The following is a 23,237-nucleotide window of genomic DNA, read 5'->3' as shown; positions in this document are numbered from 1 at the left end:
GGTTAGTTCCTTCAGTTTACTGTTAAAACAAAACTGAATGGTAAATGATAACGCGTAACATTTACACTAAAACTTGTTCTATGGTGCAGCTTTCAATTGCAAAGTTATCATGCAAAAAGTGACGTATTTCGTCGTTATTGATGTTGTGCTTGGCACTAAACTTGAGCTCGCAATGAACGTGATGATCATCTATTTGCCATGTTTTAAGGTAATCAATATTAGTGATGGCAAATTGGGCTTTAAGCTCATTAATAGCTTCTGTTAAAGCAAAATTATCAGGGGCTGCCTGCATCAAAATTTTACTGCTCGCTATTAACAACAAAACACCATGGTAAATGACATACACAGAAATCAGCATAGTGGCAATTAAATCAACAATATACCATTGATAAAGAATGATTAAGGTGCCTGCTATAATCACCACCACAGAAGCTAATGCATCAGACACATTATGTATAAACGCAGCACGAATATTCATACTGTCTTTTGCGCCTGCTTTGTAAGTTAAAAGGGCGGTGACTAGGTCAACAACCAGTGCAAACCCTGCAACCCAAATGATGATCCAACCATCAATAGGCTCTGGGTTTAAATAGTTGGAGATGGCTTCAACAATTAGGTAACCACCAATCACAATTAAACTTAAGCTGTTAAATAAGGTTGCTAAAATTTCAGCGCGTTTGTAGCCGTATTGATAACGATCGTTGGCAGGTTTGGCACCAATTTTTCGGGCAATTAGGGCAATGAATAACGACGAGGCATCACTTAAATTATGCAGTGCGTCAGCAATTAACGATAAACTGCCAGAAACGAGGCCGCCAATCACCTGAGCGACAGTTAATAACACATTGATTGCAACTGCCAGCATGAGTTGGCGGGTGCTTTGGTTATTTGTATCGTGATGATGGTGGTGTCCGTGTCCCATAAAAATACCGAGTTATTGATTTGCTTTATTTTTATACCATGCGTGCCGTGGTATTGAAATGTTTGTAATGATTTGTTCGTGTGCGGATTATAATTTACTGTTCAAATACCGGTGGATTTGTTAATTTAGCGCCATTGTACCATTTTTAGTTCTAATTTTTAGGCTCAATGTGAAAGCTGCATTTATTATTTTGATTAGCGTATTATTGCTCCAGCCATTGCTGGATAGCTATGATGTGGCCGATCATAATGCTGCGTTTAATCACACCTCGGTACTGCTATCAGAAGAAATTGACCTTGAAGCCCATTGCGCAGCCAATGGCGACCACCTGTTACATCAATCAGAGCATGCCGAGCTTAGCAAACAGTTGTCTGACTCAGCCGAAAAAGGCCATTGTCATGTTTGTCACAGCCCAGCGTTTGTCGATTCGCTGCAATTGTCTGAACCTACTGATATCTACTTTACTAAAATTGAATCACTTGTTTTCAACTTCAAATCGGCTGACTTAGCACCGCTTCATCGCCCACCTATTTTAGCTCTTACTTAATCCAAAACCCTTTTTAGATTTTATTTGGGCTTAGCCCATTTTAAGTAAGAGACACTATATGTATTTAAGAAATTTTATGCGTTACGCATTGCTGTGCGTATGCTATATGATTGTGACAAATATTTATGCGACAGAACAAGCGCATAACCACCAAGAAAATGAGCAAGCTGAACATGCTAATGAAGTCAGTTTAACTGAGCAGCAACAGCAACTCGCTAATATCAAGGTTGAGCGCCTTGTACTGAAAAAACACAAGCAAACCTTGTATGCACCGGGCGAAATTAAAGCCAATGGCTATGCCAGTTATGTGGTGTCACCGCGTGTTGATTCTATCGTTGTAAAACGCCATGCCTTATTAGGGCAGCATGTAAATAAAGGAGACTCTTTAGTCACTTTATTTAGTGGCGAAGTGGCCAGCCAGCAAACTGAATTTAGATTAGCAGAAGCCGAGTGGCAACGCGTTACTAAAATGACCCCGGGCACAGTCAGCGAAAAGCAAATCTTAACTGCCAAAGCCGAGTATGAAGTGGCTTATAGCCGTTTAGTTGCCTTTGGTTTATCAAAACAAGCTATTGCACAAACACTCACCATAAGCCCAGAAAAACTCGGTGAATATACCTTGTTTGCACAAACATCGGGAGCTGTTTTAACCGATAACTTTGCTCAAGGTCAGCGAGTTGATTCGGGGATTGAGCTAATGCTAATAGCCGATGAATCTGCACTTTGGGTTGCTGCTCAGCTTTCAGCTAATCAAGACCGTACTATCAGTAATGGCTCTACGGCGCTGTTAGAAGTTAACGGTAATCGCTATCAAGCAAGGGTTATTCAAGAAGCACATACCATTGATGAACAAACACGTTCACGAACTGTTAGGCTTGAGGTAAAAAACACGCAGCATAGTTTGCACCCAGGCATGTTTGCCGATGTGTATTTTCATTTTGAAACCGATCAAGTGGTACTTGCCGTACCAGAAAATGCATTAACACGCAGTACAGATGGTGACTGGCAATTGTTTGTCGTTGATGACGATGGTGGCTTTGCTGCCCAAGAAGTAACCCTTGGCAGAAGTTTTGGTGATTATCGCGAAGTGTTAGGTATTAAAGCCGGGCTTGAAGTTGTCACCCAAGGTGCTTTTTTTATTGCATCACAGCTAGCTAAAGGCGGATTTGATCCGCATAACCACTAGAGGTGACGCATGTTTAATTTATTAATTGAGGCGGTGATAAAGAATCGTCTACTGGTGGTATTAGCCTTACTTGCAGCGATTGCAGTGAGTGCATTTATGATCCCAAAACTTAACTTAGATGCTTTTCCTGATGTGACGAATGTGCAAGTTGCGGTGAATACCGAAGCACCAGGGCTTGCGGCTGAAGAAGTAGAGCAACTGATCACATACCCGATAGAAGCAGTTATGTATGCGCTGCCCGATGTAGAGCAGGTACGCTCTATTTCTAAAACAGGGTTATCGGGCGTCACTGTGGTGTTTAAAGAAGGCGTCGATATTTACTTTGCTAGGCAACTGGTTTTTGAACGTTTGCAGTCTGCTAAAGAGTTGATCCCAGTTGGTGTGGGTATGCCAACCATGGGCCCTAATACATCAGGGCTTGGACAAGTCTATCAGTATTTACTTGAAGCAAAGCCAGATGCCAACATAGATAGCATGGCATTGCGTAGTTTAAATGATTGGGTGGTTAAATTACTTATATTACCCATTGATGGTGTTACCGATATTCTGTCATTTGGCGGTGAGGTTAAGCAGTATCAAGTGAACATAAACCCCAATAAGTTACTTGCTTATGACCTAACACAGCAAGATGTTAGTGAAGCTCTAGATGCTAACAACAGTAATGTGGGTGGCTGGTACATGAACCGTGGTCAAGAGCAGCTTGTTATTCGTGGTACAGGTTGGTTTACCCCAGGCGAAAAAGGGCTTGCTGAGATTGCGCAAACACCTATCAAAACCATTGATGGTACAGTCGTTAAAGTGGCTGATGTTGCAACTGTTGAGCTTGGTAGTGAAATTCGCCAAGGTGCTGTCACCTTGTCAAAACGTGATGAGCAAGGCGAAATAGTCAATCGTGGTGAAGTGGTGACTGGTATCGTGCTGAAAAGAATGGGGGCAAATACCAAGCAAACGATTGATGGCATTAACGCGCGTATCGAGATGATAAATCAAGCACTGCCAAAAGGGGTTGAATTTAAAGCCATTTACGACCAAGCAGAGCTTATTAGCCAAGCGGTACAAACGGTTATTGATGCACTGCTTTTAGCTTTTGTATTTATTATCATTGTATTAGCGCTATTTTTGTTGGATTTAAGAGCAACATTTTTGGTGTTGTTGTCGATCCCTATTTCGATTGGCTTAGCACTGAGTGTAATGGCATGGCTTGGCTTGTCGGCAAACTTAATGTCGTTGGGTGGGATTGCTGTTGCCATTGGTATGCTGGTAGATGGCTCAGTTGTGATGGTTGAGAATGTATTTAGGCACTTAGGGATGAAGCATAATCAACATAAGCCTTCTTCGCAGCTGGTGGCTATTGCTGCAAAAGAAGTGGCACGGCCTATCTTTTTTGCCTCTTTGATCATTCTAACGGTATTTTTACCGTTGTTTAGCTTTGAAGGCGTTGAGGCGAAGTTATTTCAGCCAATGGCAGTGAGCATCATGTTGGCAATTATTAGTGCTGTGATCGTTGCCTTGGTTGTAGTGCCAGCTCTGTGTGTGTACTTATTTGCTAAGGGCGTGACAGTAAAACAAAGTATTTTGTTAAAACCTATCGATATGCTTTATCAACGGGCTTTACAAAAAGCATTGCAGGCTAAACGTAGCGTTTTAGCTATAGCAGGGTTATTACTGATTGTAGCGGCCGTTATGCTACCTAGGCTGGGTACGGAATTTGTGCCAGAGCTTGAAGAAGGCACTATTAACCTACGTGTGACACTTGCTCCATCAGCAAGTCTCGATACGGCAATCTCAGTGGCGCCTAAGCTTGAAGCCATGTTGCTTGAATTTAGTGAGGTTGAATATGCGCTGAGCCGAATCGGTAGGGCTGAAGTCGGGGGAGATCCTGAACCAGTTAACAACATTGAAATCTATTTAGGCTTAAAACCTCATGAGCAATGGGTAAACGCGAAAACGCGGGTCGAATTACAGCAGCTAATGGAAGCTAAGCTTGAGCAATTTCCGGGGCTTTTGTTTAACTTTTCACAGCCTATAGCAACCCGAGTAGATGAGCTTTTATCCGGTGTTAAAGCGCAATTGGCCATTAAGTTATTCGGTAGTGACTTAGCCGTTTTAACTGAAAAAGGCCAACAAATTGAGCAGTTAGTTCAGCAAATACCTGGCGCTAAAGATGTCGCGATGGAGCAAATAGGCGGCGAAGCACAGCTGATAGTTAAACCTAACCGTTTGGCGCTGTCGCGTTTTGGTTTATCGGTGGCTGATTTAATGGATATAGTTCAGAACGGTATTGGCGGGCAATCTGCAGGGCAAATCATCAATGCCAATGAGCGCTATGATATTTATGTGCGTATAGCAAAAAGCTTTCGGCAAAACCCAAATGTGATTGCTGATCTTAGATTGCAAACCCCCACGGGTGCCATTGTAAGGGTGGGGGATGTAGCTGATGTACAAATTGAGTCTGGCGCGCCGCAAGTTCGTCGCGATGATGTTCAAAGGCGGGTGGTTATTCAAGCGAATGTGCAGGGGCGAGATATGGGATCTGTAGTTGCCGATATACGCGCTACCATTGCCGATAAAATGCAGCTACCAAGTGGTTACAGTGTGGCGATTGGCGGGCAGTTCGAAAACCAACAACGGGCACAGCAGCGGCTGATGATAGTAGTGCCTGTAGCCTTGTTACTGATTGCGTTATTACTTTATTTTGCTTTTAGTAACCTATCGCAAGTGGTGCTGATTCTTGTCAATGTTCCTCTTGCTGTGATTGGTGGGGTGATTGCATTGTATGTGTCAGGACAATACTTATCTGTACCCAGTTCAGTAGGGTTTATCACACTGTTTGGTGTTGCTGTATTGAATGGTGTGGTGATGGTCGAAAGCATTAATCAACGGATTAGTGCAGGAGATAGCAAAGATAAAGCAGTATTTGAAGGCGCTGTTTCAAGGCTAAGACCCGTACTGATGACCGCGCTTACTTCAATGCTTGGACTAATTCCAATGCTCCTAAGCACAGGAATAGGCGCCGAAATACAAAAGCCCCTTGCAACGGTTATTGTTGGCGGCTTGGTCAGTGCAACCTTCTTAACTTTATTTGTACTTCCGGTACTTTATAAGTCGATGAGTAAATAAAGCATAATGGGGCTAACTTTTAGTAGCCCCTTCTTAATGCCGTGTATTTCTGTAAAGGGCGTTTACACCATGCTTAAGCCCTTATAAACTGGGCGTTACAATAATGATGTAAAAAAGGAATACAGAGTGAGTAACGCAATTACAATTCGTCCGGCAGTCGCGAGTGATGCTGCAACAATCCTACATTTTATTACCGAACTTGCTATCTACGAAAAAGAACCCGACGCAGTTAAAACAGACGAGCAAGCTATTTTAAAAACGTTGTTCAGTGAAGGCGCAACGGCGCATAGTGTTATTTGTTTAGAGGGCGACACACCAATTGGTTTTGCTGTGTATTTTTATAATTACTCAACCTGGCTTGGTAAAAATGGTTTGTATTTAGAAGATCTTTACGTCAGTGCTGACAGCCGTGGTAAAGGCGCTGGTAAGCAAATTATGCAATATCTTGCTAAGCAAGCACTCGAAAAAGATTGTGGTCGTTTTGAGTGGGTGGTACTTGATTGGAATAAACCAGCCATTGATTTTTACGACATCATAGGTGCTAAACCGCAAAACGAATGGATTATTTACCGCCTAACAGGCCAAGAGCTTATCGACTTTGCGCATCAATAAGTAATGTTGCTATAACTAAAAATCACCAAATAACAATATAAATAAAAATCATTTGCATTTGATCTTTTCTGTGTGTAGTTTAAATACACATAGAATGATTGGTATAAGTGCAGGTGATTTTTATGACTCAAACAACACGCCACACACCGTTAACTTCGAACACCATTGATGACGCGCTGGCCCCTTGGCAAAGTGCAATTTATCAAGGCAACTTAGCATTTGAATCTGGCGAGCTTATAACTGCGCGTGATCATTACACGGTTGCGAGTAGCTGCGCCGAAACACTTCTCGCACAGTTTTCTAATATCACAATCAACCAGTCGGTAACTCGCTCGTTAGAGCATTGTATTGCAGCATTTGTTGTTGCCACTTTGAATCTTGCCGACACTTTTAAAGTCATGCAAAAACCCGATAAAGCCTGCACCTGGCTTTGTCATGCTCATCGACGATTAAGCGTGCTTTTAAATCACCCTGAGCAGCAGGTTCGCACCTTGGTGCTGCACCATCATCACAAAACCTATTATGAGCTGGTTAAGTTTGCCAGCATGGCATCAGCATTTCCGGCACTTATTAACCGAATCAATCAGCTATTAGCTGACCATCCCCACAAAACGCAGTTATTACATTAACGATAAGGAATCAGTATGCCTTTTACATTACCCGATTTAGCGTATGACTATGATGCACTTGAACCGCACATTGATGCGAAAACCATGGAAATTCATCACACTTTGCATCATCAAACCTATATCAATAAAGCGAATGCTGCGCTAGATGGCAGCCATTATTCAGAGCAAGATGCTGAAACATTACTACGCACTATTTCTTCAATGCCTGAGTCTTTACAAAAAGCAGTACAAGAGCATGTAGGTGGCCATCATAATCATTCATTATTTTGGCAAGTTATGTCTCCTAATGGCGGCGGTACGCCAAGTGAAGAGTTAAACACCGCCATTGTTGATACGTTTGGTAGCTTTGACGCATTTAAAGAGCAATTTACTAATGCCGCGGTAAGCCGCTTTGGTAGTGGCTGGGCTTGGTTATGTGTTGATGAAAATAACCAGTTGGTCGTTGAAAGTAGCCTTAATCAAGATAGCCCATTAATGCATAATCATACGCCTATTTTAGGGCTTGATGTGTGGGAGCATGCGTATTACTTGAAGTATCAAAATCGTCGCCCTGAATATATTGCTGCATTTTACGAAGTGATCAATTGGCCGGAAGTTGAGCGCCGATATTTAGCCGCAGTTAAATAGCTGTTTAAATAGTTAAGGTCCGAAACTGGCTAGTCAAAAAATAATATTCAGTTAAGCTAACGGTATTAGCGTGTAACGAGAATAATTATGACTAGCCAACAATGGCAAACAGCAAGGCAAAGCGGCGACCCACGCTTTGATGGGGTGTTTTTTGTGGCGGTAAAAAGTACTGGCATTTATTGCAGACCCATTTGCCCAGCACCAACGGCACAAGAAAAGAATGTTGAATACTACCAATACGCGCACTTGGCTGCGCAAGATGGTTTTCGGCCATGTATTCGCTGCCGCCCAGATAGTGCACCGAATAGCCCAGCTTGGCTAGGTACTAAAACCACCGCATTACGCGCAAAACAACTGATTGATAAAGGCGAGGCTTACGACTGTGAGGTTTTAGCAGACAGGCTAGGGGTGTCGAGCCGCTATTTACGCCGTTTGTTTAACCAACATTTTGGACTCTCGATCACCCAGTATCGATTATTTAACCAATGCAATTTTGCCAAGCAGCTATTACAAGAAACAGATTTGTCGGTGGCAGATATCGCATTTGCTTCTGGTTTTAATAGTATTCGCCGTTTTAACGATGCTTTTTTAAAGCAGTTAAATATTGCCCCTTCAAAGTTACGTAAGTCTGATAAAAAACCAGCCTCAACATTAACTCTAACACTGGCATTTAGGCCGCCTTATAACTGGCAAGCACTCCATGACTTTTTACAGCGCCGTTTAATTAGTGGCCTAGAATGGTTGAGCGCAACGAGCTATGGTCGCACCTTTAAAGATAAGCATTGCCAAGGGCAATTCACAGCGCATTTTGTTGAGCATAAAAACCATTTTAAAGTGGCAATTGATATTGATAACACCCGCTATTTACAGCAAGTGATCCATAACATTCGCCGTGTGCTTGATTTAGACGCCGACACGCACACTATTGAACAGCATTTAGATGCAGAGCTTAAAGGTGCGATGCCACTTTGTGTTGGGCTGCGTTTGCCGGGAATTTGGTCAGACTATGAAGCGGGCATACGTGCGGTACTTGGTCAGCAAGTGAGTGTTACAGCGGCTCACAATCTCGTTACACAGCTTGTAAGTGAGTTTAATCAGCAAAGTGATAACCACTATTTTCCAAGCCCTGAATGGGTTGCCAATTCTGAACTCGATTTTTTTAAAATGCCACAATCACGTAAAGATGCGCTACGGCGTTTAAGTGCTTATTGTCAGCAAAACCCAGATAATCAAGAGCTTGATAATTGGCTAGAGCTCAAAGGTATTGGCCCGTGGACCGTTAATTACGCCAAGCTGCGTGGTCAAAGCCACCCCGATATTCTATTGGCGGGCGACTTAGGGGTTAAAAAAGCCCTCGCTGGAATAAGCGAATTTAATAGCGAGCATTGTGCGCCATTTCGCTCTTATTTAACTTTTCAACTATGGCAACAATTATGAGTATGCAACAAGTTATTATGCCAAGCCCCATTGGCGATATTACCATTCAAAGTACATCAAAAGGCATCAGTTACGTTGGCTTTTACCCGGTGGTTGCAATGCAAACAGAGGTTGTTGATGAGCACACTCTTACACCCATTTTAATGTGTATAAGTGAGCTTAATGAATACTTTAACGGTGAGCGTACACGTTTTACAGTACCCCTTGATACCCAAGGTACTCACTTTCAAAAGCAAGTTTGGCGTGCACTGATGGATGTTGAGTTTGGTCAAAGCAAAAGCTACCAAGATATAGCAATTGCCATTAATAACCCAAAAGCGGTGCGTGCAGTGGGCGCTGCAAATGCTAAAAACCCCATTAGCATTATTGTGCCGTGCCATCGAATTATTGGTGCAAACGGTAAACTCACAGGCTATGCAGGTGGCCTTGAAAGAAAAGAGTGGTTACTGAAACACGAAGGCTTGTTATAAAACAGCAATTTTACTGGGACAACGATTGAGGTAATAAGAGTAAGGTAATAGATGATGTTGTCGCGCGATTAGGGTAGCATATTGCGACTTTAAAATTTGGGCAACATCATGGCACAGCTGTACTTTTATTATTCTGCAATGAATGCAGGCAAATCTACCACACTTTTACAATCTGCATTTAACTACCGCGAACGTGGTATGGAACCTGTTATTTTAACAGCGGCTATTGATGATAGAGCAGGTGTTGGCAAGGTGTCTTCACGTATTGGTTTACAGGCTGATGCGCATATTTTTGATGCAGATAAAGATGTATTTGAGCTAATCAAATCATTAAATGCAGAGCAAAAGCGCCATTGTATTTTAGTTGATGAGTGTCAGTTTTTATCAAAAGACCAAGTAATGCAATTGACAGATGTGGTTGATGAGCTTGGTATTCCGGTGCTGTGTTATGGCTTACGTAACGATTTTAGAGGTGAGCTATTTAGTGGTTCACAATACCTACTTGCCTGGGCAGACAAACTAATTGAGTTAAAAACAGTATGTCATTGTGGTCGTAAAGCTAACCATGTACTGCGTACTGATGAGCATGGCAATGCGATTGCAGACGGTGATCAGGTAGAAATTGGCGGCAACGACCGATATGTATCGGTGTGCCGCAAACATTATAAAGAAGCGTTAAATCTCGGCCGCTAATGCCGAGATAAAGCTATCAATATCTTGCTTAGTGACGCCTAAATGGGTCACTAATCGCAGTGGTTTACCTGGTGAAAACAGCATTTTTTGCTCTTTTAACGCATGTGCCACTGCTTTTAAATCGATATGTTCGGCAACATTTGCGTAAACAATATTGGTATCGATTTGAAAAGTTGACGTATCAAAACCAGCTAACGTGTTTAACTGTTCAGCTAAATACGCCGCGTTATCGTGATCCTCAGCAAGCCTTGCTACGTGATGCTCAAGTGCATACTGGCCAGCGGCTGCAAGCATACCCGCTTGGCGCATACCACCACCAAGTACTTTACGCCAGCGGCGCGCTTTATCAATCAGTGCTTTGCTACCTAGTAATAGTGAGCCAACAGGCGCACCGAGTCCTTTTGATAAGCAAATAGACACTGAATCAAAATACTGAGTGATCTCAGTGATATCAACACCTAACTTAACCGCCGCGTTATACACGCGGGCACCGTCTAAGTGCAGAGCAAGGTTATGTTTATCAACACACTCTCTGGCTTCTTTTAGATAACTTAGCGGGAGAACTTTGCCACCAATGGTGTTTTCTAAGCTAAGTAGTTTGGTTTTAGCAAAGTGAAAGTCATCAGCTTTAATTGCAGCCACAACTTTGTTTAAATCTAAGCTGCCATCGGCATTATTTTCAATTGGTTTGAGGCTGAATAGAACCCAATACAGCAGCACCGCCACCCTCAAATTTGTAGTTATGTGCTTGTTGCCCACAAATGTATTCGTCGCCACGTTCACAATGTGCCATCAATGCAAGTAAGTTTGCTTGCGTGCCTGAGCTACAATAAAGGGCGCTCTCAAAGCCATGGCGCTCAACAGCATATTGTTCAAGCTGATTAACGCTTGGGTCGTCACCATATACATCGTCGCCTACTGGGGCGTCATTCATGACCGCGCGCATGGCTGCTGTTGGTTTTGTAACTGTGTCTGAACGAAAGTCGATCATCTATTATCCTTATACTAGTTCGTTAAGAATGGCTTCGCGGTCGGCTTGGTCAAAATAGCTCCAAGCAATAAAGCGACTAATTTTTTGGCCTTGTGCCATTTTTATAACTCTTACTTCTTTCACATTAAGTGTACTAAGCAACTTTTTTATATGCGGCAAAGTGTCAGACTTTGAAACAAGCGATGTAAACCAAATACATTGCTCTGCAAACTCTTGGCTCTCAATGCACATTTTACTGATAAATTCGCGTTCACCGCCTACACACCAAAGCTCGTTTTGGCGGCCACCAAAATTAAGCACTTTTTGTGGCGCTTTGTTTAGGTTTTTCCATTTACGCTCAGTACCTGCTTTGGCCTGTTGCTCGCTGGCATGAAATGGGGGGTTGCATAAAGTTAGATGAAAAACATCTTTATTCGATATCACGCCTGTAAACATTTTATCGACGTTGTTTTGCTGCTTAACATTAATTTTGAGGCGGTTGAATTGCACGATTTGTTTGGCAATTTTAACAGACAAGGCATCAATATCTGAACCGGTGAAGTGCCAGCCATATTCGTGATTACCAGTAAGCGGGTAAATCAAATTCGCACCCGTGCCTACATCAAGCACTTTTACTTGCTTTCCCGTAGGAATATGACCTTGGTTATCGTTTGCTAATAAATCGGCCAAGTGGTGAATGTAATCCACTCTGCCAGGAACCGGTGGGCAAAGGTAGTTGTCGGGCAAATCCCAAAAATCGATTTTATAATGGCTTTTTAATAACGCTTGGTTGAGGGTTTTAACCGCTAGTGCATTGGTGAAATCAATGGTATCAGTGCCCGCTGGCGTTTGCGTTATATAAGGTGTTAGGGCAGGAGTATCTTTGCATAGCAAAGTAAAGTCGTAGCCATTCAAGTGGCGATTTCGCGGATGCATTGAGGAAAACCTATCTGTTAGCCATATCAAAGACTGATTGTACCAAATAAATCTTAGCTCTGAGTTAGTTTGCGGTGGATATATTTTTGCTTAGTAGCATTAATATATGCTGAGCAAAAATAAGTTGAAAACTGATTGAGTGGATTTACTCAGAGTATGGGCTACTTGAGGTTAAGAGCCAAAGAACGGGCATTTTGGCGATGATACAAGCAACTAAAATTCGTGTTTAACAAATTTCGACACAAATTGGGTCACATTGGTACTACCATAAGACATTTAAAGCTGATAAATTCTAAGTGATTCAATCAAGGAAAAATAATAAAAATCATGGTTAAAAAGATACTTAAAGGAATTGGTATAACATTTTTAGTGTTAATTAGCTTATTTGTACTTTTAGCAATTTGGACTGCGAATAAATCCTCTGCTTACAAAGAAACTGCTATTCCTTACCTAAATTCAGCAATTACAGATATCTCTCAATGGGACCCTCAGACTCTCAAAAACTATATGACCCCATCATCAATTGAAAATGCCACAGATGAAGATATTTCTAAAATCATGCGTGCATTCTCAAAGTTGGGCGAATTAAAAGAACTAGGTGAATTTGAATTTATAAATGTTAGCTCTAAAGCTGTCACTGGAGGTGGTTCTGGTACTTATGTTACTTATTTAATTCCAGCTTCATACACTAATGGAGACGCACAAATAACCGTCACGTTAAAAGAAGAAGGTGAGTCATTTTCTATTTATAACTTCAATTTAAATTCGATGGCACTAATTGATTAAGTTTTATCAAAAATAGCAAGCGCAACTGTTTGTATTTAAATATTTTATTTTCAAAGGAATGTTTATGTCTAAAATTAAAAAAATAGTGATAGCTTAAGTAATTGTGCTAAGCCTTGGCGTAATTGCTAAACAATACAATGAGCACAATCACACAGAGATGGCAATTAAAGAGTGTGACAATAAAGACAACGTCGCCAAAGTCGACTCTAAAGGTTTTGAGTGTAAAGACTAATTGACAAATACACTGTTAGCTGAGCAAAGGTGAAGCTGTCATCGCTATCCAAATTATTAAATGAGTACATATCTCCAGAAGTGTTTCTAGGAGAGTTTATAACTGAATTTTCAGATTATGAAAATAAATTGGATATCAAAGGTTCTTCTATTACTCTCGATGTCATTGAAGATGAAGAGATTGCTATATCTTTTGTTGATATAAAAAAGCTTTGTGAATTGTTCATTCAAGATAAACTAAATAAAAATCACTTATGCTTTATTGCTGATGCTCTTCAACTATGTGATTTAGTTGATTTTGAAGAGGAAGGAATTTTTGACTACGTAGCTGAATTAACAGATCCAGAAATTAATGGTGTTTTTACAAAACAACGAGCTATTGAAATAGTCGAAAACTTCACCTAACAAGGCAATTATAAGTGGGACGTCTAAAGTTTGGCTGGTGGTCCATTGTTGCTGATTTTAGCAAAGCATAATACGCCCCATATTGCGGCGTTAGCCAATAGAAGGGAGTGAAATGAGTAAACAAAAATTGGATGGTCTTTTAAAATCTTTGGTTACAAAGGCACTAAAACTAGAGCCTCAAAGTGATGACGCAGCTTTGGTTGCTTCCTGCCACTCCAAGTTTGGTGGGCCGCCTTACGCGGAGGTAGGAGATACTTGGCCCTCGTGCCCAACTTGTAAGAAAGAGCTGACTTTTATTAACCAAATTCACAATGAAATAGAACAGCAGCTCTTCGTTTTCTATTATTGCAATGAGTGTTTTCCGTGTGGCTTCGGTGATGAAGAAAAGGGACAATGGATAGTAAAGCTATACAATGAGCCTTCAAGGAGTAAAATTGTAGAAATAAATCGGATTTCGAATGACGAGTTTGCACCAACGCCTTGTATGGTAATAACCTCTATAGTTGAAGTTCTCCCTGATTGGGAAGGTATTGCTTCTGCCTCCGAGGAGGTAAGTGAGCTATGTTGCAAGATCAATGATGATTCTCCATGGGAAGAGTATGAAGAGGCTGTAGAGAGAGCTGGGTGCTTAAATGATTATGCGACGCTTTTAGGTGGTTATCCTCGTTTTGTTCAAAGTGAAGCCGGGCCTGCTTGCCCTGAATGCAATTCAGAAATGATATTTTACGCCCAGGTTGATTCCGAAGATGAAGCTAATATCATGTGGGGAGACGTTGGGCTGGTTTATTTCTTTCGTTGTCCAGTGCATAAAAACCAATTTCAACTCGAGTTACAGTGCCACTAATGGTTAACAAGCGCATATTGTCGGACTGCTTTTCCGCTGCGCTCCAAATCAGCCGAAAATGCGGGCGTTATGCACCTCGAGAAAATGGAGTTTCTAATTGACCTCTGAATTCAAATCTAAGTTTTGGTCAAATCTAAAAATTACACTCAAATTCGTTGGAATTGTGTTAGTTGGATTAATCATAAAAATAACAATAGATGAACTCCAAGAAGGCGAAATTAAAGAGCCAACAGCACTTTAGTGCTATTAGCTTTTGTACCTACATTATTGATTGGTGTTTTCACTTATACAAAATTAAAGTTATCAAGCATAAACAAATTTATTGGTTCACTTATTTTTGCTTTCGCTATTTCACTTTCAATTCTGGTACTTTATTTTATAGCTGTAAGTATTGGCTACTCCGAAATAAATATAAGGTTAGCCAAATTTTTTACTGCAATTATTTTTGTGTCTACTGCGTTGTTGTATCTTCAACTGCCATGGCAAAAAGACGCATAACAAGTGCCTAAACCAAAGGACGCAAAACAGCAGGCTTGCGCTCCTTCGTCGCTAATTTTAGCCTGCTATTTTGTGCCGATTATTACGGCGTTATGAGATCAGGGGAGTTTCCTAGCTTGAACGAAAATTATAAGTATGCAGCCCATATGATTTCTTGGTTAGAGAAGCTTGGTGTGCCGGAAATCCCTTTGGCAAAAAGTGCATTTTCACAACTAAAAGGTTATTGGGTTGAACATATAAATCTTAACCTTGAGCAGTTAAAAGAGGATTTGTGGTCATGGGTTGATAGTAACGATGGTTACAACATATCTGTCCCAGAAGTAGCAAAGATGAGAATTATTTTGTGCTTAGCTTATGAGGATAATCGCGAGTTAGAAGATGTTGGCTATTTTGAAGATTTATTAGTAAATCTTGGCATCTCACATGAAGATGCATACAAACGCACATAACAAAGTGCTTAAATGGCGAACATAAAGAGCTTGGCGTTAAGGCTCTAGGCGCATATATGAAGTACGTTTTAGGAATACTAATAATGATTTGGAGTATTTTTTCTTCCGCCAAAGACTATCCTGAAGTAGTTGTTGGTGAGGAAGAGGGTTTTGTCGATCTGACCTTTACAATTTCAAACTCCAAGAAGCTCGAATCTGGTTCATATGAAGTTGTCGTTAAAGGCAACCTGAAAGGCAATATAGTTGGGTTTGCAATCGAGCTGTTGCCAACGTGGAACCCGCAAGCAGTAGAAGGTATTGATTCTCCCTTTTATTGGGGAGAGGCATTCTTCAAGAATACCGGGGCGGAGTCAGTTGCCTTTATAAGATCACTAGCTAGTCTCTACGGAGCCACCGTAAGTGGTGTATCGGTTTCAAATGAGGTATACGCCCAAGTGGTTGGGCTTGCAAGCAATCCTGAACAGCTTGAGGTCTCACCCTGCAGAATGAAGTTCTTCTTCAATCCTGACGGAGAGGAAGAGCTGTATTCTGAGGTTTTCATAAACATTGATCTTTCTGAGAAAAGGCTGGAGTTCAATGAAAAGGACAATGCTTATCGTGCGCCATTATTACGTTCATTGTTGCAATAAAGGCTTAACAAGCTGCTGCACCAGACAAATTTCCGCTGTCACCTTTTTGGCGTGGCAAAAAAGTAGCCATCAAAAATTTGCTTGTTGAGCCGGGCGTTATGTATTCCGGTAGAAATATGGACAACCTGAAAAATTCGATTATGGCACTTGCCGCATCAGCAAAAGTTCAAGAGGCACTTTATCCAAGTTTCGCGGCTGTTGGTGATGAATTGGTGCTTGAGTTTGGTGAATGCTTAGACGACTTGAAAGTTAGTGATTTAACACCTAAACAAGTAGCATCTATTGAGGCGTTAGATGTTTTTATTAATCAGCATTCAGGTGCGCAATTCTCAGCCATGTATCTTGAAAGTAGTGCTTTATTTGACGATCCTAATTGGGAAGAAATTAGGTCACTTGCCAAGCTGGTTGCTGAAGAAATGGGTTGGTCATCAACTGAACCAATCAAACAAAAACATAGAATTGTAACTGGTTAGCTGAGAGCACATAACAAACGCATTAATAATGAACGCCTAACGCTTGGCTGGCGCTCGTTCCTCTCAAATTTTAGCCAAGCTTAATCCGCCCATTATACGGGCGTCAGCTTTTAAAGTAAGGATTGACTATTGAGGAAAGTTTTAGCTGTTATAATTGTCACTTATATTGTGTATGGGTGGATTTGTTATTTTTGGGATAGTTCAGAAGGATCAAATAAACTAGCTAAATTTAGTAGTCTTACTCTTGAAGATATTGTCTCAATTGAAGCGATAAATTCTGAGTATATTAATGTGACAAATTCAGCATTAAATTCTACCCAATCAAAAGAACTATTAATTAATGCTATTACTAGTGCGGAGCAAGCATCAACCGCTAAGAGACCACCCAAAAACACCAAACTATATATTAGAATTAAAACAAAGAACGACACCATAGGTTTGAATTTGATGGTTCCACTTACCAAAAGATGTGAAATGTATTTTGTTGTTGTAGATCGGGTTTATGATGGTGAAAGTTACACTCAGGATAGTTATGGCCGCTTTATCGCTACTGGGCTTTATGAATTTTTAGTTGAGGCAAAGTTAGTAAACGAGAGCTAACAAGCAATTAAACAGGGATAAATAACTTGCGGGCTATTCGCTTCGCTCAATTTTAGCCCACAATTTTTTACCCTTTTAACGCAGATGGAATTTGCATCGTGACCTTCAATAAAGATTTAAAATCTAAACCTAAGAAAAATCGCTTTTTCCCCTTGCGATTTGGTGATGCTGTTCGAGCAGTGAAAGACCTTAATTTAAAGCAGTATGATGATAGCCGCCTAGCAATTCGGATGGAGAATATTGAAGGTGAATTTAAAAATAGATTCCCATTATTTGATCTGGTTCCAGAGGAGGAATTGGCAATATTTTCCCTCAGTGAAGATTTATCAACTAAGCCTATACAGAAAGCCTTCATGCTTGCACTATCAAAAGCCAGTAAATTGAAAGTTAAGCCTAAAGACCACATTCACAATTCTTACTTTAGTGTCTATTTCAACTTAGATAATCAGGTGGTAATTATCCGTGTAGATAGAACCTGTAAATTAAAAAGGTATAGGGGTGATGACAAGCTTAAAAACGCTAGGTATGGCGATACCTCTTGTAAAGAGGTTATGTTAGAGTCATTTCGCGTATAATAAACCTTTGTAGACGCAAGCGGAGCTTGCTTGGGGTTGCCTTCGGCTCTGATTTTTGTTCATATATGGTAATGCTCAACGTCTGCTCGCACTCAATGTTGGCCCAATGACCGCAAATTGCAAAAGGCCGTCTCTCCCGAATATTTTAATTACGTAGCATTAAAATCATTAAACATTTAGCCAAAGGCTCGTGCAAGTCTAACATCAATGAATAATGGCTCTGCATTATTGCTACTCTATAACCAAAATCTCATCGTGCCTGAGATTCTCATTTTGAGTGGCAATCGCCACGCCAAAAACTTGCTTTGCTGCAGAGACTGGCGTAATTTAACACTGGTACGATGAGTCTATAAGAATAAAAAGGTCAAACGTGACGATTAAACAAGAATCGGTGTTTATTAAACTCGCCGAAAGCCAAACCTTACATTTACGCCGTATTAGTAAGACTGATGCGAAAGGCCCTGCGGTGTTTTTTATGCATGGTGCCGTTGAAAATGGCAAAATCTTTTATACCCACAGCAATAAAGGTTTAGCGCCATTTTTAGCTGAGCATGGCTATGTTTGCTATGTGGCAGATTTACGTGGTCGTGGTGAGAGTAAACCTGCGATTTCAAAGCATGCAAAGTATGGTCAAACCGAGGCTATTTTAGAAGATATCCCTGCATTTTTAGATAAAATTAAGCAGCTTGAAGGCGAGCCTGCGCGTTATTGGGTGGCACACTCATGGGGCGGGGTGTTAATGAACAGTGTGTTTGCCCGTTTTCCTGAGTTGATTGATGATGTGAAAGCCTGCGGTTATTTTGGTTCTAAACGGTCTTTGTATAACCATCACCCAAGCAAGTATATTCAAGGTAATTTGATTTGGTATGGTTTGGCGCCATTAGTTGCCCATAAGCATGGTTTTGTGCCGGCTAAAAAACTGAAATGGGGCAGTGATGATGAAACCCGTAAGTCACATTATCAAAGTATGCAGTGGGCTAAGCGTAAACCTTGGGTCGATACTGACGATGGCTTTGATTACGCCAACGCATTAGCTGATAAGGCACTACCGCCCATTATGCATGTGGCAGGTGTTAAAGATAAAGCGCTATGCCAGCCGATTGATATTGAAAAGTTTATGGAAGAGTCGGGCATCGGTAAGCAAACGATGACCATTTATGGGCGTAAGTTTGGCCATAAGGTCGATTATGATCACATAAATATGCTTACTCACCCACAGGCGCGTTTTGATCAGTTTGCTGACTTGTTGAACTGGTTTGAGACTCACGCATAAGCGTGTGCATTGCGCTCTCATAGCGTTTGTATTTCTCTAATGCTTTATCAGTTAACGGCTGTCTTACAGCCGTTTTGCTGAGCGTTGCCACCGGTTTTTTTGACTTATAAAAATTTAAAAACTGTGTACTGTACTCAATGTTTAAGAACTTACACAGGGCTGTTAGTGTTTGTTCGCTGTCACTGATAAGTGCTTCATAGCTTAAATCAAAAACCGCCTCTGGCATCACGTTTTGCCAATGCTCCATTAACTGCTGATACAAATCAAAGTATTGTTTAAACTCTGGGAGTGAACAAAAATAAGGTTCGTTTTCAGCAAAATAGTTGCTAAAAACTGACCAAGCAATTGCATTATACTCGCGCTGCATATTAATAAACTTGGCGTTAGGAAAGAGTAAGTAAATCAATCCAAGTGACTGATAGTTAGCAGGCAGTTTATTGATCATAAAGGGGCGCACAACTGGCGCTTGCTTTATTCGTTCAATATAAATATTACGGGCATTGTTAATTAGCCCTTGGTTTATCTCTGCTAAGCAATCTGGGTAAGGGAGCTGTGTTTGTTGTTCAAGGTATGCAACAACCTGATTGCTGATACTGGCATCTTCGCCAAGACTGGCAAAATCATCATGGCTTGCCAGCATTTGCTCTACCAGTGTTGAGCCACTTCTTGGCATACCAATAATAAAAATGGGTGTAATTGTGCCGGTGAATGTTTTGTCTCTGGCATCAATTAGTTCAGCTGTATTTTGCTCTATGATGCGCTGATAAAAAGGCACTAAGTCACGGGTTTTAAACTGCGTGAGTTTTGTTTGTAGCTTATTAGCTAGGCTAAAGTAGTTAAAAGCTTGTTCTGTATCATTTAACTGATCGTAGCTTTTACCCAGTGCATAATAACACACCATTTTTAAGCGCAGGTTATTGGTCAAAGTTAAAAATTGGTGTAGCTCATTTATGTAATTTTGTTCATTGTTAAAACGCCCAAACTGCACTAACTCAAATAAAATGTACGCCTTTACAGGGTAATTTCCCATACCAAGGGCATGCTTTAAAATACCGTAGGCTTTGTCTAACTCGCCATAGGTTAAATAATGTTGGGCAAGATAGTAGTGTGGCTCAGGGTTGTGGCTGGCAATTGATTTTGCATATTCGAGTACGGTTAAGGCATCTTGTGGTGAATGCACGCCATTAAAAGCATCGGCAAGAGCATGGAGCGGTTCAAGCATATGAGGTAATCGTTCACAGGCTCTTTGTAGAAGGTAAACAGCAGCATCATAACGTTCTAAACGCAGTGCAATACGGCCCAATCCAAATAACGCTTCGCCGTTTTCAGGATCTGAATCGAGAATGGTTTTAAAATGAAACTCGGCCTCTTTAAGCTTGTTTTCATTCAGTAGTTGATTCGCTTTTTCTAACAGCATAGGAATGGCGGGTTATTTGTTATTTTTATTTACTATAAAACGAAAAAGGCGAAATGTCTTTCGCCTTGGTTAACTATAAATATCCAGAATAAATCCGGGGTATCGACTTTCTAGGTTGATTGTTCAACCTAGAAAGCTGTTCTATTTAGAAAGTATACGTAGCTTTCACGTAATAGAAGCCGCCGTTGATACCATATGGCGACGTTTCGTAGTATTTACCACCCCAGTTGTTATTAGGGATGTCAGTACTGTCATAGAAATCAAGTTTCTCTGCTTCTTGGTCGAATAAGTTGGTAGCACCAACAGAGAAGCTAAGCTCTTCAGTTAGGAAGTAAGTTACTTCTGCATCAATCGTTACTGCAGCATCAGCTGTTTTCGCTGTTGCATCGTAATCTACGTGTACGCCTTGGTATTCGCCATAGTAGTTAACACGTGTAAATGCAGAGAAATTCTCCCACTGTTGTGCCCAGCTAAGCGTTGCACGGTGATTTGGTAAGTCATTTTCTAAACGGCTTACTTTAAACTCACCAGTAATGTCTGTTGACTTAGTTACTTCAGTGTCGTTCCAGTTGTACGCTAAGCTGAATGTTGAGCTACCGCCTAACAAATCAGTTGAGTAGTTAGCTACAGCATCAACACCTTGCGTTGTTGTATCGAAGTCATTCGTGAAGAAGCTTACTTGCGCTAAGTTTTGTACGTTTGGTACGCCTGCTGCTTCAAGTGTGTCTTTATCAGCTTGGCTTAACTCAATTTTATCGGATTGACTGATACGGTCATCAACTTGGATGTTGTAGTAGTCAACTGTGAAGAATAAGTCACCAAGTGTCCAAACTGCACCAAATGTATAGCTTTGTGATTCTTCAGGTTCAAGCTCTGTACCACCTAATTGCACAGCAATTGGGTTTGTTGGTGGTAAAAGTGCTGAGTCAACAAGTACACCGCTGCTTAGGTTTGTTTGAACGTTACTTACATTTGCTTGACCAACAGTTGGTGCACGGAAACCTGTACTGATTGAACCACGAATGTTTAAGTCTTCAGTTAAGTGGTATTGACCAGTTAACTTGTAGTTAGTTGTTGAACCAAATGAATCATAATCTTCATAACGTAGTGCTAAGCCCATTAGGAAGTCTTCTGTGAATGGTGCTTCAACATCAACGTATGCAGCATAGTTACGACGTGTATACTCGCCCGCATCAGATGGTTTGAAACCAGGGAAACCATTTGAACCGATACCAAAACCTTGTTCTGTTAGTGGGCCAGCTGTGAAAGACGCTTCGTCACCAGAAACAACTGTGAATGTTTCTTCGTGCCATTCTAGACCACCGGCAACGTTTACATCGTAAGCTAAGCCAAAGTCAAAACCTTTTGATAAATCTGCATTAAAGTTTTTCTCTAACTGTGAGTATTTACCTGGGCTGAAATCGCGCGGGCTTTCTGGGCCTAATGATGCATTGATTGTGTCGTAGATGAAGTAACGAGATTCGTTGTAACCAACTGTACCGCTTAAGTCATAGTAAGCACCTTCAAGGAAACCAGAAGTGATTTCACCTTTAGTACCAATTGTTAATGCAGTATCTGTGATGTTACCACCGAAGTTAGGTGTAAAACCGCCCGGAAGCATTTCGTTAAATGCAAAACAGTCTGGGTTGTTAGCAACACCATTGATGTAATCTGGGTTATCTAAAACGTTATCATCAATCATGATATCGGTAGGACAGTTACCGCTCATATCGCCAGTTAAATCACCAACAAGCAGTGTTTCACCGCCGTCATTTGAGTAAACACCTGGGCGTGTGTGTGGGTTACGATAGTAGAAACCACCACGTACGTCACGCTCAGAGTAGTTACCAAACATGTAGAATTCAGATGAGTTACTTAACTCAAGACCAATGTTACCAAAGATTGTAATATCATCATCAACTTCAGGTGCACCCCAAATTTGTGCTAAAGAAGATACTTCAGGTACACCTGCTGCGTTAAGTGCCGCCGCATCAGGGCGTTGTACTGAACGGCTAGTTGCATCAGCTGTTTTGTATTGGAAGCTTAAGTTAGCAAAACCACTATCGGTAAATGGTAGACCCACGTTACCTGAAATTTGTGTTGTATCGCCATCACCTTCGTAGTATTCGCCTTGACGAATTTCGAATGAACCACCTTCAGAGGCATCTTTTAATACAAAGTTCATTACACCAGCGATTGCATCAGAACCGTATTGTGCCGCAGCACCGTCACGAAGTACTTCTACTTGCTTTAGGGCAATACTTGGAATAACTGAGATATCAGCACCTTGAGCACCATCATTGATACCACCACCTAAGAAGGCAATAACTGATGCGCGATGACGACGTTTACCATTAACAAGTATTAATGTGCTGTCAGAAGGAAGACCACGTAAGTTAGCAGGGCGTACAAGTGACGCTGCATCACTAATTGGGTTTTGGTGAACGTTAAAAGAAGGAACCGAGCCTTTTAAAAGCTCTAGCATATCGGTGTTGCCGCCTTTATCTAGCTCTTCACCACCGATGATATCAATCGGTACTGGTGAATCGCCGATTGAACGTGGCGCAGAACGAGTACCAACCACGGCAATTTTTTCTACATTTTTATTAACTTTCGTTTCTTCTGCTGCTTGCTCTGCAGCAACAACTGAACCCGACACAAACAGGCCAGCTGTTGTTGTCGCTAAAGCAAATTTAATTGCTTGTTGTAGCGCATTATTTTTGAATTTCATTCCGACTTCCCCAGTTAGAATATTTATGATTATGTCACCGAAGTTAAATAATAAACTTGGTGTAAATCTCTTATACAGCCTGTAAATTTATTTTGCAAATTGTTAATGTGATGTTGTTTTTGGCGTTTTTATTTGGGCGTTATTATTGTTTTTTTAATTATGTGCATGAAATTAAAG

At 41.1% G+C, this 23,237-nt stretch carries 22 protein-coding genes and 1 pseudogene; 18 read left to right on the top strand and 5 right to left on the bottom strand.

Features of this window, described 5'->3' with window-relative positions; all coding sequences use genetic code 11:
- Positions 1 to 61: 61 nt before the first annotated feature.
- Positions 62 to 922 carry a cation diffusion facilitator family transporter gene (locus L1D51_RS08510; protein WP_239963436.1) on the bottom strand — a complete coding sequence of 287 codons (861 nt, stop codon included), beginning with the start codon at positions 920 to 922 and terminating at the stop codon, positions 62 to 64.
- A 169-nt stretch (positions 923 to 1,091) separates the two neighbouring features.
- Between L1D51_RS08510 and L1D51_RS08505 the strand changes: the two genes are divergently transcribed.
- The 9 genes from L1D51_RS08505 (at position 1,092) to L1D51_RS08465 (ending at position 10,243) form a co-directional block, all read left to right on the top strand.
- Positions 1,092 to 1,469, top strand: a complete 378-nt coding sequence (locus tag L1D51_RS08505) for a hypothetical protein (protein ID WP_239963435.1) — start codon at positions 1,092 to 1,094, stop codon at positions 1,467 to 1,469.
- A 58-nt stretch (positions 1,470 to 1,527) separates the two neighbouring features.
- Positions 1,528 to 2,655 carry an efflux RND transporter periplasmic adaptor subunit gene (locus L1D51_RS08500; RefSeq protein WP_239963434.1) on the top strand — a complete coding sequence of 376 codons (1,128 nt, stop codon included), beginning with the start codon at positions 1,528 to 1,530 and terminating at the stop codon, positions 2,653 to 2,655.
- Between the two features lie 9 nt (positions 2,656 to 2,664).
- Entirely contained in the window at positions 2,665 to 5,775 is a 3,111-nt protein-coding gene (locus L1D51_RS08495; protein WP_239963433.1) for an efflux RND transporter permease subunit, read from the top strand.
- 126 nt (positions 5,776 to 5,901) lie between these two features.
- Positions 5,902 to 6,387 carry a GNAT family N-acetyltransferase gene (locus L1D51_RS08490; protein WP_239963432.1) on the top strand — a complete coding sequence of 162 codons (486 nt, stop codon included), beginning with the start codon at positions 5,902 to 5,904 and terminating at the stop codon, positions 6,385 to 6,387.
- Between the two features lie 122 nt (positions 6,388 to 6,509).
- Entirely contained in the window at positions 6,510 to 7,016 is a 507-nt protein-coding gene (locus L1D51_RS08485) for a hypothetical protein (protein WP_239963431.1), read from the top strand.
- Between the two features lie 15 nt (positions 7,017 to 7,031).
- Positions 7,032 to 7,643: a superoxide dismutase gene (locus tag L1D51_RS08480; protein WP_239963430.1), complete on the top strand. Its 612-nt coding sequence runs from the start codon at positions 7,032 to 7,034 to the stop codon at positions 7,641 to 7,643.
- A gap of 87 nt (positions 7,644 to 7,730) precedes the next feature.
- On the top strand, positions 7,731 to 9,080 hold the full coding sequence (locus L1D51_RS08475) for a DNA-3-methyladenine glycosylase 2 family protein (RefSeq protein WP_239963429.1): 1,350 nt from the start codon (positions 7,731 to 7,733) through the stop codon (positions 9,078 to 9,080).
- Positions 9,081 to 9,082: 2 nt separating this feature from the next.
- A complete protein-coding gene (locus L1D51_RS08470; protein ID WP_055199174.1) occupies positions 9,083 to 9,550 on the top strand; it encodes a methylated-DNA--[protein]-cysteine S-methyltransferase in 468 nt (155 codons plus the stop codon).
- A 108-nt stretch (positions 9,551 to 9,658) separates the two neighbouring features.
- Positions 9,659 to 10,243: a thymidine kinase gene (locus L1D51_RS08465; protein ID WP_054563844.1), complete on the top strand. Its 585-nt coding sequence runs from the start codon at positions 9,659 to 9,661 to the stop codon at positions 10,241 to 10,243.
- Here the strand turns inward: L1D51_RS08465 and ltaE are convergent.
- Both ltaE and rlmF read right to left on the bottom strand, forming a co-directional pair.
- Positions 10,226 to 11,234: pseudogene (gene ltaE, locus L1D51_RS08460) on the bottom strand (low-specificity L-threonine aldolase). The gene L1D51_RS08465 and the pseudogene ltaE sit on opposite strands and share 18 nt — an antisense overlap.
- Before the next feature lie 9 nt (positions 11,235 to 11,243).
- Positions 11,244 to 12,149, bottom strand: coding sequence for a 23S rRNA (adenine(1618)-N(6))-methyltransferase RlmF (gene rlmF / locus L1D51_RS08455; protein WP_239963428.1), 906 nt, complete (start codon positions 12,147 to 12,149; stop codon positions 11,244 to 11,246).
- 327 nt (positions 12,150 to 12,476) lie between these two features.
- Here rlmF and L1D51_RS08450 point away from each other — a divergent pair, with 327 nt between their 5' ends.
- From L1D51_RS08450 to L1D51_RS08410, 9 genes are all read left to right on the top strand, one after another.
- Positions 12,477 to 12,935, top strand: coding sequence for a hypothetical protein (locus L1D51_RS08450; RefSeq protein ID WP_055021640.1), 459 nt, complete (start codon positions 12,477 to 12,479; stop codon positions 12,933 to 12,935).
- 261 nt (positions 12,936 to 13,196) lie between these two features.
- On the top strand, positions 13,197 to 13,571 hold the full coding sequence (locus L1D51_RS08445) for a hypothetical protein (protein WP_239963427.1): 375 nt from the start codon (positions 13,197 to 13,199) through the stop codon (positions 13,569 to 13,571).
- A 112-nt stretch (positions 13,572 to 13,683) separates the two neighbouring features.
- Complete coding sequence (locus L1D51_RS08440; protein ID WP_239963426.1) at positions 13,684 to 14,415, top strand: DUF1963 domain-containing protein; 732 nt, start codon at positions 13,684 to 13,686, stop codon at positions 14,413 to 14,415.
- Positions 14,416 to 15,029: 614 nt separating this feature from the next.
- Positions 15,030 to 15,362 carry a hypothetical protein gene (locus tag L1D51_RS08435; RefSeq protein WP_239963425.1) on the top strand — a complete coding sequence of 111 codons (333 nt, stop codon included), beginning with the start codon at positions 15,030 to 15,032 and terminating at the stop codon, positions 15,360 to 15,362.
- Positions 15,363 to 15,418: 56 nt separating this feature from the next.
- Positions 15,419 to 15,991 (top strand): hypothetical protein, encoded by a 573-nt coding sequence (locus L1D51_RS08430; protein WP_239963424.1) that lies wholly within the window; start codon positions 15,419 to 15,421, stop codon positions 15,989 to 15,991.
- A 116-nt stretch (positions 15,992 to 16,107) separates the two neighbouring features.
- Positions 16,108 to 16,464: a hypothetical protein gene (locus L1D51_RS08425; RefSeq protein WP_239963423.1), complete on the top strand. Its 357-nt coding sequence runs from the start codon at positions 16,108 to 16,110 to the stop codon at positions 16,462 to 16,464.
- A gap of 129 nt (positions 16,465 to 16,593) precedes the next feature.
- Positions 16,594 to 17,064 carry a hypothetical protein gene (locus L1D51_RS08420; protein ID WP_239963422.1) on the top strand — a complete coding sequence of 157 codons (471 nt, stop codon included), beginning with the start codon at positions 16,594 to 16,596 and terminating at the stop codon, positions 17,062 to 17,064.
- Positions 17,065 to 17,162: 98 nt separating this feature from the next.
- Positions 17,163 to 17,639: a hypothetical protein gene (locus L1D51_RS08415; RefSeq protein WP_239963421.1), complete on the top strand. Its 477-nt coding sequence runs from the start codon at positions 17,163 to 17,165 to the stop codon at positions 17,637 to 17,639.
- A gap of 370 nt (positions 17,640 to 18,009) precedes the next feature.
- Positions 18,010 to 18,912 (top strand): alpha/beta fold hydrolase, encoded by a 903-nt coding sequence (locus L1D51_RS08410; protein ID WP_239963420.1) that lies wholly within the window; start codon positions 18,010 to 18,012, stop codon positions 18,910 to 18,912.
- Here L1D51_RS08410 and L1D51_RS08405 read toward each other — a convergent pair.
- The gene (locus tag L1D51_RS08405) at positions 18,845 to 20,329 is read right to left on the bottom strand and encodes a tetratricopeptide repeat-containing sulfotransferase family protein (RefSeq protein ID WP_239963419.1); all 1,485 of its coding nucleotides are present in this window, start codon (positions 20,327 to 20,329) and stop codon (positions 18,845 to 18,847) included. The two genes, L1D51_RS08410 and L1D51_RS08405, sit on opposite strands and share 68 nt — an antisense overlap.
- 145 nt (positions 20,330 to 20,474) lie before the next feature.
- The gene (locus tag L1D51_RS08400; RefSeq protein WP_239963418.1) at positions 20,475 to 23,060 is read right to left on the bottom strand and encodes a TonB-dependent receptor plug domain-containing protein; all 2,586 of its coding nucleotides are present in this window, start codon (positions 23,058 to 23,060) and stop codon (positions 20,475 to 20,477) included.
- Positions 23,061 to 23,237: the final 177 nt, after the last annotated feature.

Source organism: Pseudoalteromonas shioyasakiensis (assembly GCF_022398475.1).
Classification (GTDB): Bacteria; Pseudomonadota; Gammaproteobacteria; order Enterobacterales; family Alteromonadaceae; genus Pseudoalteromonas.
This window is presented reverse-complemented; position numbering and strand designations above follow the sequence as displayed.